The 13,321-nt window shown below is 54.2% G+C and carries 15 protein-coding genes and 1 riboswitch; of the genes, 2 read left to right on the forward strand and 13 right to left on the reverse strand.

Annotation, left to right across the window (positions count from 1 at the left end):
* Positions 1 to 20: 20 nt before the first annotated feature.
* The 13 genes from CX651_RS09900 to moaA form a co-directional block, all read right to left on the reverse strand.
* On the reverse strand, positions 21 to 701 hold the full coding sequence (locus CX651_RS09900; RefSeq protein WP_101055861.1) for a TIGR01621 family pseudouridine synthase: 681 nt from the start codon (positions 699 to 701) through the stop codon (positions 21 to 23).
* Between the two features lie 3 nt (positions 702 to 704).
* Positions 705 to 1,967 (reverse strand): sensor histidine kinase, encoded by a 1,263-nt coding sequence (locus CX651_RS09905; RefSeq protein WP_101055893.1) that lies wholly within the window; start codon positions 1,965 to 1,967, stop codon positions 705 to 707.
* Positions 1,968 to 2,016: 49 nt separating this feature from the next.
* Positions 2,017 to 2,694, reverse strand: a complete 678-nt coding sequence (locus CX651_RS09910) for a response regulator transcription factor (protein ID WP_101055862.1) — start codon at positions 2,692 to 2,694, stop codon at positions 2,017 to 2,019.
* Positions 2,695 to 2,696: 2 nt separating this feature from the next.
* Positions 2,697 to 3,218: a PepSY domain-containing protein gene (locus CX651_RS09915; protein ID WP_101055863.1), complete on the reverse strand. Its 522-nt coding sequence runs from the start codon at positions 3,216 to 3,218 to the stop codon at positions 2,697 to 2,699.
* A 55-nt stretch (positions 3,219 to 3,273) separates the two neighbouring features.
* Positions 3,274 to 3,636: a YgiW/YdeI family stress tolerance OB fold protein gene (locus CX651_RS09920; protein ID WP_101055864.1), complete on the reverse strand. Its 363-nt coding sequence runs from the start codon at positions 3,634 to 3,636 to the stop codon at positions 3,274 to 3,276.
* 120 nt (positions 3,637 to 3,756) lie between these two features.
* Complete coding sequence (locus CX651_RS09925; protein WP_101055865.1) at positions 3,757 to 4,851, reverse strand: ABC transporter ATP-binding protein; 1,095 nt, start codon at positions 4,849 to 4,851, stop codon at positions 3,757 to 3,759.
* The gene (gene modB / locus CX651_RS09930) at positions 4,848 to 5,513 is read right to left on the reverse strand and encodes a molybdate ABC transporter permease subunit (RefSeq protein WP_101055866.1); all 666 of its coding nucleotides are present in this window, start codon (positions 5,511 to 5,513) and stop codon (positions 4,848 to 4,850) included. The genes CX651_RS09925 and modB overlap by 4 nt, the downstream gene beginning before the upstream one ends.
* Positions 5,514 to 6,314 (reverse strand): molybdate ABC transporter substrate-binding protein, encoded by an 801-nt coding sequence (gene modA / locus CX651_RS09935; protein ID WP_101055867.1) that lies wholly within the window; start codon positions 6,312 to 6,314, stop codon positions 5,514 to 5,516.
* Between the two features lie 12 nt (positions 6,315 to 6,326).
* A complete protein-coding gene (gene moaE, locus CX651_RS09940; RefSeq protein ID WP_025889201.1) occupies positions 6,327 to 6,785 on the reverse strand; it encodes a molybdopterin synthase catalytic subunit MoaE in 459 nt (152 codons plus the stop codon).
* Between the two features lies 1 nt (position 6,786).
* Positions 6,787 to 7,035, reverse strand: coding sequence for a molybdopterin synthase sulfur carrier subunit (gene moaD, locus CX651_RS09945; protein ID WP_101055868.1), 249 nt, complete (start codon positions 7,033 to 7,035; stop codon positions 6,787 to 6,789).
* 4 nt (positions 7,036 to 7,039) lie between these two features.
* Positions 7,040 to 7,516, reverse strand: coding sequence for a cyclic pyranopterin monophosphate synthase MoaC (gene moaC, locus CX651_RS09950; RefSeq protein ID WP_025889198.1), 477 nt, complete (start codon positions 7,514 to 7,516; stop codon positions 7,040 to 7,042).
* On the reverse strand, positions 7,509 to 8,039 hold the full coding sequence (gene moaB, locus CX651_RS09955; RefSeq protein ID WP_100143302.1) for a molybdenum cofactor biosynthesis protein B: 531 nt from the start codon (positions 8,037 to 8,039) through the stop codon (positions 7,509 to 7,511). Before moaB ends, moaC begins: the two co-directional genes overlap by 8 nt.
* Before the next feature lie 70 nt (positions 8,040 to 8,109).
* Complete coding sequence (gene moaA, locus CX651_RS09960) at positions 8,110 to 9,090, reverse strand: GTP 3',8-cyclase MoaA (RefSeq protein WP_028780719.1); 981 nt, start codon at positions 9,088 to 9,090, stop codon at positions 8,110 to 8,112.
* Positions 9,078 to 9,213, reverse strand: a riboswitch (molybdenum cofactor riboswitch). It overlaps the preceding gene by 13 nt.
* Positions 9,214 to 9,445: 232 nt before the next feature.
* On the opposite strand from moaA, the gene CX651_RS09965 reads away from it, so the two are divergent.
* Both CX651_RS09965 and CX651_RS09970 read left to right on the forward strand, forming a co-directional pair.
* Positions 9,446 to 11,095, forward strand: coding sequence for an electron transfer flavoprotein-ubiquinone oxidoreductase (locus tag CX651_RS09965; RefSeq protein ID WP_101055894.1), 1,650 nt, complete (start codon positions 9,446 to 9,448; stop codon positions 11,093 to 11,095).
* A 274-nt stretch (positions 11,096 to 11,369) separates the two neighbouring features.
* Positions 11,370 to 13,280: a methyl-accepting chemotaxis protein gene (locus tag CX651_RS09970; RefSeq protein WP_101055869.1), complete on the forward strand. Its 1,911-nt coding sequence runs from the start codon at positions 11,370 to 11,372 to the stop codon at positions 13,278 to 13,280.
* Positions 13,281 to 13,321: the final 41 nt, after the last annotated feature.

Below are 13,321 nucleotides of genomic sequence, written 5' to 3' on the forward strand. Positions count from 1 at the left end.
GAAATGTCAGCTACCAGTATTTATTTGCGCTTGGGCCAGTCCAACTCCCAGGGTTGCTTAAGCGTTTGCAACTGATCGAGAACTCCCGACTGCATAAAAACTTCGCCTTGCGATGGCAAGCTCAGGTATCTAAGCGCTTGCCCGCGCCATTCAAACTCCAAAGCATAGGCGTGCAGGTAGCCACGGTCGGCATCAACAGCACTGCCGCCATAGAGAGTGTCCCCCAGAATCGGCACTCCCAGGCTGGAAAGCGCCACCCTCAGCTGATGGGTCTTGCCGCTGTGAGGCTTGAGCAGATACAGGCGCAACCCTTCGGCGACCGACCAGGAAAAGAACTGGGTAACCGCCGGGTTATCGGTGGAACGCAGCAGCTTATACTGGCTACGGCGGGACTTGGCCATATCACCTATGATCCAACCCTGTTTCTTACCCGGTTTACCCTTGGCCAACGCCAAATAATATTTCTGCACCTTGTGTTCACTGAACATACGGGTAAATTCGGCCGCCGCCTCGGATGAACGGGCCAGAAGCAACAGGCCGGAGGTCAAGGTATCCAGCCTATGTACGGGATAGAGCTTATAACCCAATTCTCGCTCGGCACTGGCCACCAGCCCGGCCTCACCGTGTTGACTGTGGAAGTGAACTCCGGGCCGCTTGTCCAGCAGGATAAAGTCGGGTTCTGTAGCTATCACTGAATACATGGGTTAAACCTGAAATGTGACTATGACCCTAAGGCCGGGGTGGTTATCCTGCAGTGAAATACTGGCGTTGTGCCGCGAAAGAATCGCCTTGACCATAGAAAGCCCCAAGCCGGTGCCTTGCTTATGACGGCTGGGATCCAGCCGCACCAGGCGTTCGAAGACCCGCTCACGCTCCGCTTCCGGGATCCCGGGGCCATTGTCGCTGATGATGACCTGGTTGGCTTGCTGCGAAATGGTGATACAAGCTCCCTCGCCTGCATAGCGAATGGCGTTGTCGACCAGATTGAACAGCGCCTGGAACAAGAGATGTTTATCGCCTGTGATATGGCAATCCTCACTGGTTTCCAGCTTGAGTTGTTGCTCTTGTGCCTCGGCCAATACATCGGCCATATCCAGCAGATCATGACACATCTGCTGTAAGCTGAAGCTCTCCAGCTCCAGTTGTTGTTGCCCCTCTTCAATGCGGGTCAGCGACAACATGGCGTTGAAGGTCGCCAGGCAGTGATCCAGCTTTTCAATAAGAATCGCGCTGCGCTCGGGTAGCTCTTCCGCTGGATACTGCGGCAGCTGCTCCAATCCGATCCTCAGGTGCGACAAAGGCGTGCGCAGGTCATGGGCGATATTGTCAGTCACCCCGCGCACGGCGGCAAGGTTGCGTTCCAGGGTATCCAGCACCCGATTGAACTGGCGCGCCAACATATCGAATTCATCACTGTTGCGACTCACAGGCAAGCGGGTGTTGTAGTAACCTCGCTCTATGCGTTCACTCAGGCGGTTATATTGCACCAAACGCCGGAGCAGCGCCTTGGAAAACAGATACCCCATGGCCAGCGTCAATACCACTGTCAGCATCACAGCGGTGGCCGCCGCGCTGAGAAACTTTTCGATCAAGGTCGCCAAGTGGTCGGTACGGGTGGCGATCAGCACAGGGCCATAGCGGGTCATTACCACGCCGCCGGTGAGAATATGCAGTTTATCCGGGCCGCCGGTAAGGATGGGGAAATCACGGGTTTTCGGCAGCAGTGGCATATTGTCGGGCATAAAGGTCAACGCCCCGACCATATCCGGGCTACCCTGCCAGGCAATCAGTGCAGTTTGCGGATCAGCAGCATGGATTTGCGCCGCAAAGCTGCGCTTATCTACGCTCAGGGCTAGTTGCTGGTAACGCTGCGCCTCCGAGGCTAAGTGTTTCTCAACCTGAGACTGCTGCTCTGTCACCAGCTGTTGATAGAGTGCAAACAGTAACGCGCCGATGATCAGAGTCACCAGCACAGAGAAGAAGATGGTAATACGCCATACGCTGCTCTGATACGGCTTAATGGCTTTGGCGGAGACGATAACCAGCCCCTCTTATGGTTTCAATCAGCTCGCCATGCCCCAACTCTTCGAACTTACGTCTCAGCTTGGCGATATGCACATCGATAACATTGGTTCTGGGGTCAAAGTGGTAGTCCCATACGGCTTCAAACAGCAGGGTGCGACTGATCACCTGATTGGCGTGTTCCATCAGGTACTTGAGCAGTTGGAATTCCTTGGGTTGCAACATCAGTTCAGTACCGTCCAGAGTCACTTTACGGGTCAGTAACTCCATCTCCAATAAACCCACCTTGAGATCTGTCTTGGCCGGCAGTGACTGGCCACGCAACATCAGTTTCTCAGCCCGCACCAGCAGTTCGGAGAAGGCAAACGGCTTGGTCATATAGTCATCACCACCGGCGCGCAGCCCCTTGACCCTCTCGTCGACGTGACTGAGTGCCGAGAGGATCAACACCGGGGTTTGATTGCCGGTGGCCCGAAGCGCCGCCAAAACCTTGAGGCCATCGAGCCCGGGTAACATGCGATCCAGTATTACCAAGTCGTATTGACTACTGGTCGCCAACAGCAAACCCTGATGACCATCGGCCGCAGTTTCAATGTTATGTCCCTGCTCCAGGAAGCCCTTGACGATATAATCCTGAGTGGTTACGTCATCTTCGACCAGTAATATCTTCATTGTCAGTCCCATTTCAGTAGAGGCAATGGCCGCTGTTTTTCGATATCAAACGCCAGCTTATGCTTGCCTCGTTCATCCATTACTTTCAGCTCCAGGTAGGCAATCCCCAGATCTTTGTCCAACTGAGCTTCCAGCAGATGAGCCTTACTGTTTTGCATCGCCATTTCCACCAGTTGGGAAAAACTGAGCTTTTTCTGCACCAAGAGTTTGACCGCAGCCAACTCAGCCATATCGTCAGCCTCCAAACGATCGACTTTGCGTTTGAGGATCTCACCGCTGCCGGCAAGTATATCCAGCTCAGTGGTAGTGTGATCATCCGGGTTTATTAAGTCAATTTCATAGACCAAAACCCCATTATCCACATCGGTTTCAAACTCGACGATCACCCCGGGAAACTGGGACTCAATACGCTGCATCAGCTCTATCGGTTGAATACGGTCACTATCATTCAACAATTCCAGCAGCGAGGGAGCCGCGACTGCTACCGAAGAAAACAGCACCAGCCCCGCCAATAAACGTCTCATTTTGCCTCCATCCGAGCGCTGGCATCAAAGGCCAACTACTCATACAAGCCAAGATTCATTTCGCAGTGTCACCAATCAAGGTGATACTTTCAATTTCAACTTCATTGCCGTTCCACTCTTTGTCAACCTCGCCGGTCAGTTTCACCAGAGTGCTTTCTTTCACATCGGCATTGATATTGCGCCACAGCTTATGATCGATTTCGACTTTAACCTCGCCGGAATCATCACGGAACAGGTAAGTTTCGTCGCCCAGGCTCTTCACCAGGTAACCTGTCAGCTCAACTTGAGTATCGTCACTGGCCTGCTCGACCTGAGACGCTGTAATGACCCGATTTTCGACTCCTGGCCCGGTATAGGCTGCAAGAGCAGCGGCACTGCAGAATGAGGATAATACCAGTAAATATGCCAACTTTTGCATCTTGTTTCTCTCCTGAGGTTGTTTCAATGGCTGCAGTATAGATTTCAGCGCTTGAACTCAGGATGGAAGCTAAATTAAGTTTTGATCATCTAATCGACAACCGGCATAAAGACTGTCTTATCAGTGTTCGAGAATATGAATTTGTTCAGATTTGAGAGCAACTTCTGTCTGCATACCGGCAACCAACTCCAGCTTGCGAGCCAGATGTAACGGCACTTCGGCGCTAAGGGTCTGATCCACGCCTTCGATTGCCGCCAGCAGGCGCACAGACTCGCCCATCACCAGTAGGGATTCGAGCCTGACATTGAGTTTATTGAAGCTGCGGCACAGGCGGCCACGGCTGATGGAGTTGAATCTGACGCCTTGATTGGGCACCACCCAGCGCACCTTATCTCCCGGATTCAGGCGCGCATCATAGTCACAGGCAATCAGTTGCTCGCCAAACTTAAGCCAGGTGAGTTGTCGCTCCTGCTCCAGGGCCACCACTTCAGAGTCAAACAGGTTTCTCAGGCCCATCTGCCGGGCAACCGCCTCATTGCGGGGTTTGGCCAATACGTCATGGGGCACACCCTGTTGCAGTAACTGCCCTTGGCTGATAAGCACCATGCGGTCGGCCAGCAATAAGGCTTCGTTGAGATCATGGGTCACCATGATCACCGGAATATGCAGCTGTGACTTGAGCCGTGCCAGCTCCAGATACAGGCGCTCACGGGTCTCGCGATCGACGGCAGAAAAAGGTTCATCCAGCAGCAATACCGAAGGCTCACGCGCCAACGCTCTGGCCAGCGCCACTCGCTGTCTCTGGCCGCCGGACAACTGCTCAGGCAAACGATCCGGCAAACCGTGGAGATTGACCCGCTCCAGCCAATCAAGCGCTCTGGCACGGCGTTCGCCCTTAGGCAGATGATCCAGCCCGGCGATAACATTGTCGACCGCACTCAGATTGGGAAACAGGCCAAAATGTTGCGGCACAAACCCCAGATGGCGTTGCTGCGGGCTCAGGTTCACTGTCTCGGAAAACCAGGGTTTATCACCATAGCGGATGCTGCCGGATTGCGGCTTATTGAGACCGGCAATCATCCTCAGCAGCGTAGTCTTGCCACCACCGGAGGGCCCTACCACGGCCAGGACTTCACCGGCACGGCAAACAAAGTCGGCCTGCAGTGGGATCCCCTTGGTTTGATGAACGCTGACATGCAGATCTGTCGGAGTCATCTCAATCTCCCGAGCCGCCGCGACAACCCTGTGGTCAATGCCAATGTGGTGATGGCAAACAACAAGAGTACCAGCGACATAGTACCGGCCGAGGCGAAGTCAAACGCCTGGACACTGTCGTAGATGGCGATGGAAATCGTCTTGGTCTCTCCCGCGATGGAGCCCCCCATCATCAGGACGACACCAAACTCGCCGAGCACATGGGAGAAACACAGCACCAGGGCCGTCAAAATCCCCGGCCACACCAAGGGCAACTCCACCTTAAATAGCTGTTTGGTGCGACTCATGCCGCAACAGGCGCAGGCATCGCGCACATCCTGAGGAATGGCTTCAAAGGCTCTTTGAATAGGCTGCACTGCAAAGGGAATATTGACCAGTACCGAGGCGACCACCAGGCCGGAGAAATGAAATACCAGCTGCACGCCCAAGGTTTGCTGCAGCCATTGGCCCAGCCAGCTTTCACTGCCAAGCCCTACCAAAAGGTAATAACCTATCACCGTGGGCGGCAACACCAGAGGCACCATGATCAGCGCCTCTATCCATGACTTACCGCGAAACTCTCGATAGGCCAGCAAGCGGCTCAGCAAGATGGCAAGCGGCAAGAGTACCAAGACACTGATGGCAGCCAGTTTGACCGAGAGCCACAGCGACTGCCAATCCATTCAACTTCCCTCGGGCAAGGCAAAGCCATAGGCGCTGAACACCTGTCGCGCTTCCTGCCCTTGCAGATAATCATAAAAAGCTTTGGCATCGTCACCGGCTTTATCAAGCAGTACCATGCGCTGGGTCAGCGGGGCATGGGAGTCTACCGGCAACGCCAGATAACGACCTCTCGCCTGAAACTGTGGCGCCACCGCCAGCGACAGGGCAACTATGCCGCCCTGAGTCGAACCACTCAAGGCAAACTGCGCCGCCTGGGAAACGTTTTCACCATAGATGAGGTTGGCCTGCAACTCCTGCCACAAACCTTTTTGCTTGAGCAGTGCGCGGGCGCGCTCGCCATAGGGAGCATGATCCGGGTTGGCGATAGCAAAGCGCTTGATCTGCCCGGCGGCCAGTGCTTGTTGCAGCCCCTGTAGCTCTTGATCCAGTTTCAGCGGCGAATTTTTTGGAGCCACCAGAGCCAAGCGTCCATAGGCGTAGACCAACCCCTTGTCGCGAGTGATGCCTGCGTCAGCCAGCGCCTCGACATAACGCTCATCGGCCGAGAGAAACAGCTCAAACGGCGCACCATGTTTTATCTGCGCCACAAAGTTACCGGAAGAACCGTAGGAGATCTTGAGTTGGCGTCCTGTCTGTTGCTGATAACGCTCGGCAATATCATCCAGGGCAAACTTGATATTGGCCGCCGCAGCCACATGAACGCTTTGCGCCGCCGAAGCCGGCAGACACAGACTGAGCAGCGCCAGCGCGGTCAGCACGGCCCTGGTCGTCGAATTCAGCAATCGCTCCAATAGCACCATCACACGCTCCGGTTACTTTTCCCAGGCCTTGGCGGCCTGCTCGTCGGCATCGCGAGCCTCAACCCAGTGTTGACCACTTTCACCGGCTTCCAGTTTCCAGAATGGCGCCTTGGTCTTGAGGAAATCGATGAGAAACTCACAAGCCGCAAACGCCGCCTTGCGGTGGGCACTGCTGACACCGATAAACACTATCTGTTCGCCCAAATGCATAGTACCAACCCGGTGAATTATGGTCAGCTGATTCAGCGGCCAACGCTCACGGGCTTGAGTGGCAATTTGCCCTAAAACGGCTTCTGTCATCCCGGGATAGTGTTCCAGCGTCAGGTCGGTAACCGCGCTGCCATCGTTGAAGTCACGCACCTTGCCGACAAAGGTTACCACGGCGCCGTCGCTGTTGTCGGCGGCGATGCGGGCATATTCGGCCGGGACATCGAAGTCGGCGGTTTGTACCAAAATACGATCGCTTTGCATCTCAACCTCCGGTTACCGGTGGGAAGAAGGCCACCTCGTCACCCGCTTTGATCTCTGTATGCCAAGGGCTGAGGGTTTGGTTGATGGCCACCAACAGCTTGTCGGACGCCATCACTCTGGCCCACTTGTCGTCTGTGGACGCCAATTGGGCACGCAGCGCCTCGGCCGTCAAACCCGGCTGGCTCTCGACTTCAATGGCAGCCGTTCCCAATAATTCGCGCACTTGAGCAAAAAACAGCACTTTAATCATATCGTTACACCTTAAAATGACCGGATTTACCGCCGCGTTTCTCCAGCAGTCTTACCTGGGTAATCACCATATCTTTCTGCACCGCTTTACACATATCGTAAATAGTCAGCGCCGCAACCGAGGCCGCCGTCAGGGCTTCCATTTCAACCCCGGTTTTACCAGCCAGCTTACACAGGCTGGTGATCCTGACCCGGTTTTGCTCCGGCTCAGCCTGCAGATCCACCTCGACCTTGGTCAGCATCAAGGGGTGACAAAGAGGGATCAGCTCTGAAGTTTTCTTCGCGGCCATAATGCCGGCGATTCTGGCGGTGGCGAACACATCGCCCTTGTGGTGGCTGCCACTCATGATCATCTGCAGCGTCTCGGCAGACATCTCAATATAGGCCTCGGCACGGGCTTCGCGCTCGGTGATCGACTTTTCGGTCACATCCACCATATGGGCGTTGCCGTCGGCATTGATATGGGTAAAGGCATTAGTCATCTATAGCAACCTTTTTCAAATGGGATACGAAGTTACAAGGCCGGTGCCGGGCATCCAGCTGCTCTTTGAGGATCTTGTTCCAGGCCGTACGACATGCGCCGGTGGAACCGGGCAGACAAAACAGCGCCGTTTGATTGGCGATACCGGCCAGTGCCCGCGACTGCACGGTAGAAGTGCCCAGCTCAGTGTAAGTGATGTGGCGAAAGAGTTCACCAAAGCCTTCTATTTCAGCGTCAAACAGCGGCCGCAGCGCCTCAGGGGTGTTGTCTCTGCCGCTAAAGCCGGTGCCGCCTGTGGTGATAATCACCTGAACATTGGCCGCGGCTATCCATTGACTGACGATGGCGCGCATCTGGTATTTATCATCCGGGCAGAGCTTACGCTCGACCAGGTTATGCCCAGCCTCCTGCAGTGCCTGTACCAGAAAACGCCCTGAGGTATCTGTCTGCAGATCCCGACTGTCTGAAAGGGTAAGAATGGCGATATTCAAGGGCTCAAAATGGGTATGAATGCAATGTCCCATGTCAGTTCCTGCTGCTGAATGCTACCGAGATGGCGATGATAAGTATCTGGCGCCCAGACGAGCGCCACCCTCAACCGCCGATAGAGGCCAGGTGTTGGGTCACACCGGTAATGCCTTGATGCAGATAGTGAGTCTCTTTCTTCTGCTGCAACTGCTGATGCAAACGGGCAATCAACTCATCCTGCTGTTCAGGACTCTGAAGCAGATCCCGAAGATCGACACCATGTTCGGTGAACAGACACAGGTGCAACTTACCCTTGGCAGAAACCCGCAACCTATTACAGCTGGCGCAGAAGTTTTTGGCATAAGGCATGATGAGCCCGATACGGCCACGATAATCAGGATGGCTGAAGTTTTGCGCCGGACCATCTTCGGCCGCGGGCTGATCATACTGCCAACCTTCGGCCTCGAGTCTGGCCTTGATATCGGCTCCGGCCAGGTGATGCGCCTTGAAGTAGTCGTGACCCAAACCGGTTTCCATCAGCTCGATGAAACGCAGATCTATGGGGGTATGTTTGATCCAATGCAGGAAACGCGGCAGGTCCTTATCGTTGAGATCCTTGAGCAGCACAGCGTTGATCTTGACCCGCTCAAAGCCGGCTTCCAGCGCCGCATCTATACCGCGCATGACCTCATCGAACTTGTTCTCGCCGGTGATCTGATAAAACATCCTGGGGTCCAGGCTGTCCACAGACACGTTGATCCGCCTCAGCCCGGCGTCATACCACTCTTTGGCGTGCTTCTCGAGCCTATAACCATTGGTGGTAGTGGCGATAGTGTGAATTTCGCTGTTGTCGGCAACTGCGCGGATGATATCGGTAAAATCTTTGCGCAGCGTAGGCTCGCCACCTGTGATCCGTACCTTGCGGGTACCTACTTTGGCGAAGGCGGCAACCAGATTCTCAATCTCGCTGAGCGTCAGAAAAGAGGGCTTGCCCTCCGGGCGATAACCATCCGGCAGGCAGTAACTGCATTTGAAGTTACAGACGTCAGTAACTGACATCCGCAAATAGTGAAATCTTCGACCAAAATTGTCTTGTAACTGGGACATGATCACCTTTCCAAGTCAGGGAGGTGAGGGCATTTCTTTGCTCACCCCGGTGGCAAAATTGCCACGGCTAAAGGACCATATCTTCACTGACGTAGGACCAAAAGCTCGGAGAACCGTCTGCGCCAATTATAGGACGAAAAGGGGGGTGAACCATACCCCTAAAAATGTATTTCCCGATCTGGTTCAAATCTGCGTGGACTTTTTGTGACAAGCTTCACTCAGAAATTTCATCAAAACTAACCGCGGCTTTCCGATCAAATACTGTGCCCTGAATAGATTTTCAGGTAAGGTTGGAGCTGGATAAAAATAAAACACCCGTTTACATCGGGGGACTTTGAAGGATAGAGGTGACATGATGGAACGCGAATCAATGGAATTCGATGTTGTTATCGTTGGTGCAGGCCCAGCCGGACTGGCTGCGGCTTGCCGTTTGATGCAGATCTCCAAAGACAGCGGCAAAGAGATCAGTGTCTGTGTGGTCGAAAAAGGCTCTGAAGTTGGCGCGCATATTCTCTCCGGCGCCGTCTTTGAACCCAGCGTATTGGAAGAACTCTTCGGTGACTGGAAAGAGCTGGGAGCGCCCCTGCATACCCAGGTTACAGAAGATGAAATCTATCTGCTCAAGTCGGCGGAAGATGGCAAACATCTGCCCAACAGCCTGGTACCCAAGACCATGCACAACCATGGCAACTATATTATCAGCGTCGGTAATCTCTGCCGCTGGATGGCCGAGCAAGCCGAAGGCCTGGGAGTAGAGATATTCCCCGGTTTCGCCGCCAGCGAGCTGTTGTTCCATGAAGATGGCAGCGTCAAGGGAATACTGATCGGCGACATGGGCATAGGCGCCGATGGCCAGCCCAAAGACAGCTATATGCCGGGCATGGAACTACACGCCAAATATACAGTGTTTGCCGAAGGCTGCCGTGGCCATCTGGGCAAGCAGCTGATAGAAAAATTCCACCTGGATAACGGTAAAACACCACAACACTATGGCATAGGCTTCAAAGAGATTTGGAAGATCCCGGCCGAACAACACCAACAGGGTAAAGTGGTTCACAGTGGCGGCTGGCCGCTGTTGGAAGGCGCCAGCGGTGGCGGTTTCCTTTACCATATGGAAGACAACCAGGTTGCCGTGGGACTGATCATCGACCTCAACTACAAGAACCCGCATCTGAGCCCTTTCGATGAATTTCAGCGTTACAAAACCCACCCTGTCATCGCCAAGACCTTAAGCGGCGGCGAGCGTTTGAGCTATGGTGCCCGGGCCATTACCAAGGGGGGTCTAAACTCTCTGCCCAAGATGAGCTTCCCCGGCGGTCTGGTAATAGGTTGTGATGCCGGGACACTCAACTTTGCCAAGATCAAGGGCACCCACACCGCCATCAAGAGCGGTATGCTGGCGGCCGAGACTCTGGCCGAAGGCCTTATCGCCGGGGTTGAAGGCGGAAAAGATCTCGACTGCTTCCAGGAGCGGCTGGAACAGAGCTGGCTCTTTGATGAACTTTACCGCTCGCGTAACTTCGGCCCGGCCATGCACAAATTCGGCACCTTCCTGGGGGGGGCCTTTAACTATATCGATCAAAACTGGTTTGGCGGCAAGTTCCCTGTGACCCTGAGGGATGAGCATCCCGACTATGCCCAGATGAGTGAGGCCAGCGCCTACAGCAAGATTGATTACCCCAAGCCGGATGGCAAGCTTAGCTTTGATAAGCTCTCTTCCGTGTATCTATCCAATACCTTCCACGAAGAAGACCAGCCCTGCCATCTGCGTTTGAAAGACGCCACTATTCCTATTGCGGTCAACCTGGTGAAATACGATGAACCGGCGCAACGCTATTGCCCTGCGGGGGTCTATGAGGTTGTTGAAGACGAGGGACAACCCAAGTTTGTGATCAACAGCCAGAACTGCATTCACTGCAAGACCTGTGACATCAAGGACCCCAGCCAGAACATCACCTGGGTGACACCCGAAGGTGGTGGTGGCCCTAACTATCCCAATATGTAATTGATGACTGTAAACCACAAAAACGCGTCTTTTAAGACGCGTTTTTTATTTACGCAAAAGCAATATTAGCACCTATTGATGCACGAGAGTTTTTTAGTCATAATCGCGGTTCTACAATAAGATCCAGCCCCATAAAACAGCTGGCCTGCCTATACTCTACAAAGACTTACGGGGAAGTCCCTGCCAATGCGTTAATTACTATGCTCAAGTGTAATTAACGTTAAATCAGTTAATGCTGTTGTCCACACTATAAGGATATGGATAGGCGGTCGCTATGAAACTCAAACTCACCATTAAACAAAAGATTCTACTGACAGTGACGCTGGCGGTACTGATGTCGACGATTTTAGTCGGTGTTCTCAGTCAGCGCAGTGCCCGTGAGGTCGTTGAACAACGTATGCTCGGTTCCGAACTGCCAAGCTTAATGCTGCAGATCCGCAATAAGTTGGATCTGGAAATCAGCACGCTGATGAATGGCGCCGAACAACTGGCCCACAGTCAAATGCTCAGACACTGGTTGGAACAGGGACGCCCGGAAGCCGAAGTCCCTTTGGTCATTTCTCAGCTCAAGGATATGACTCGTCAGTATCACTTGGCACAAGCCTCCTATGCCGATCGGGAAACAGCGGCCTATTACACCCAGGACGGCTTTCTGCGGATCCTCAACCAACAGCAGGATGGCTGGTTTTTCAACTACAGAGACAGTCGCCAGGAACGCATGTTGAATGTGTTTACCGAAGCCAACGGCGAGGTCAAACTCTTCATTAACTATCAACAGCCCAACGGTCGCGGCCTGGTGGGGCTGGCCAAGTCACTCGACGATATGGTGCGCCTGCTCAACTCCTTCAAGATAGAGCAAAGCGGCTATGTGTTCCTCACCGACAATCAGGGCAAGATCCAACTGCATCCGGACAAGAACCTGACAGGCAAGCGCAGCCTGCAGGATCTCTACCCAGGCAATCTTAGCAAGCTGCTTGATAAAAGCGACTTCCAGTTGCTTGAAACCAAAGTCGATGGTATCGATATGCTGGTTGCCAGCAGCTATATTCCGTCAATGGATTGGTATCTGGTAGCCCAGGTTCCTCAAGGGGAGATCTTTGCCCTGTTGCAAGAGGCGGCCTATCAAATTCTATTATGGACAGTATTGATTGCCGCCGCTTTTATCTTCCTGGCTGTGATAGTGGCCGGCTCTGTTAGCCGTCCCATCAGCAAGGTGGCGGAAATGTTCCGCGACATAGGCGAAGGCGAAGGCGACTTGCGCCAACGTCTGCCGGTCGAGGGTGAAGATGAAATCGCCCAACTGGCCAAGGGCTTCAACAGCTTTATCTCCAAGATCCAAGACTCTGTGGTCGAAGTGGCCGCCACCAGCGAACAGTTGGGGCTATCCGCCAAGGAAGTCTCGGCGCAGGCCCAGCAGACCATGAGCGACAGCCAGGATCAGAAAGACCGCACCATGATGGTGGTAACCGCCATCAACGAAATGGGGGCAACCGTTAATGAAATTGCCGCCAATGCGGCCCAGGCGGCGGTAACAGCCAAAGATGCCGACAGCGAATCGGCCACTGGCCAACAGGTGGTGACCCGTGCCCGCAATACCATTAACCAATTGTCACAGGATGTGGCTCAGGTCGGCGAGGTGATCGAGTCGCTGGCGACCCACACCAAGTCCATCGGCGGCATTCTGGATGTGATCCGTGCCATCTCGGAGCAAACTAACCTGCTGGCATTAAATGCCGCCATTGAGGCGGCTCGAGCCGGTGAGGCCGGCCGTGGCTTTGCGGTTGTGGCCGATGAAGTTCGCAACTTGGCTTCCCGCACCGCCACCTCAACCGATGAAGTGCAGGTGATGATAGATAAGCTGCAGGCCGAAGCCGCCCGAGCCGTCAGTGCCATGGAGCTGAGTCGCAATCGCTCCCATGAAGGCGTTCAGGCCGTCGATGAGGCCAGCCAGGCACTCAGCGGTATCTCGGGACAAATTGCCCAGATAAGCGATATGAATATTCAAGTGGCGGCAGCCACTGAGGAGCAATCCACAGTCGTGGAAGATATTAATCGTAACGTCAGTGAGATCAATGAGATAACCCAGCGCACTGCCGAGACCGCCGAAGCGGCTGCGGCGGCCAGTGACGCACTCAATAATCTGGCCCACAGGTTGGATACCTTAGTCGCCCGCTTCAAGGTTTAACCTCAGGTTCCCCAACGGCAGCCTTGTCACTGCCGTTGGGA

Origin of the sequence: Shewanella chilikensis, assembly GCF_002836945.1 — a bacterium.
GTDB classification, from domain to species: domain Bacteria; phylum Pseudomonadota; class Gammaproteobacteria; order Enterobacterales; family Shewanellaceae; genus Shewanella; species Shewanella chilikensis.

Coding starts and splice junctions, on each gene's coding strand:
- moaD (WP_101055868.1), bottom strand. CDS start 7,035: ATGATTAAAGTGCTGTTTTTTGCTCAAGTGCGCGAATTATTGGGAACG.
- modA (WP_101055867.1), bottom strand. CDS start 6,314: ATGGTGCTATTGGAGCGATTGCTGAATTCGACGACCAGGGCCGTGCTG.
- CX651_RS09920 (WP_101055864.1), bottom strand. CDS start 3,636: ATGCAAAAGTTGGCATATTTACTGGTATTATCCTCATTCTGCAGTGCC.
- moaB (WP_100143302.1), bottom strand. CDS start 8,039: ATGGGACATTGCATTCATACCCATTTTGAGCCCTTGAATATCGCCATT.
- CX651_RS09910 (WP_101055862.1), bottom strand. CDS start 2,694: ATGAAGATATTACTGGTCGAAGATGACGTAACCACTCAGGATTATATC.
- CX651_RS09925 (WP_101055865.1), bottom strand. CDS start 4,851: ATGACTCCGACAGATCTGCATGTCAGCGTTCATCAAACCAAGGGGATC.
- CX651_RS09915 (WP_101055863.1), bottom strand. CDS start 3,218: ATGAGACGTTTATTGGCGGGGCTGGTGCTGTTTTCTTCGGTAGCAGTC.
- moaA (WP_028780719.1), bottom strand. CDS start 9,090: ATGTCCCAGTTACAAGACAATTTTGGTCGAAGATTTCACTATTTGCGG.
- moaE (WP_025889201.1), bottom strand. CDS start 6,785: ATGCAAAGCGATCGTATTTTGGTACAAACCGCCGACTTCGATGTCCCG.
- modB (WP_101055866.1), bottom strand. CDS start 5,513: ATGGATTGGCAGTCGCTGTGGCTCTCGGTCAAACTGGCTGCCATCAGT.
- CX651_RS09970 (WP_101055869.1), top strand. CDS start 11,370: ATGAAACTCAAACTCACCATTAAACAAAAGATTCTACTGACAGTGACG.
- moaC (WP_025889198.1), bottom strand. CDS start 7,516: ATGACTAATGCCTTTACCCATATCAATGCCGACGGCAACGCCCATATG.
- CX651_RS09965 (WP_101055894.1), top strand. CDS start 9,446: ATGGAACGCGAATCAATGGAATTCGATGTTGTTATCGTTGGTGCAGGC.
- CX651_RS09900 (WP_101055861.1), bottom strand. CDS start 701: ATGTATTCAGTGATAGCTACAGAACCCGACTTTATCCTGCTGGACAAG.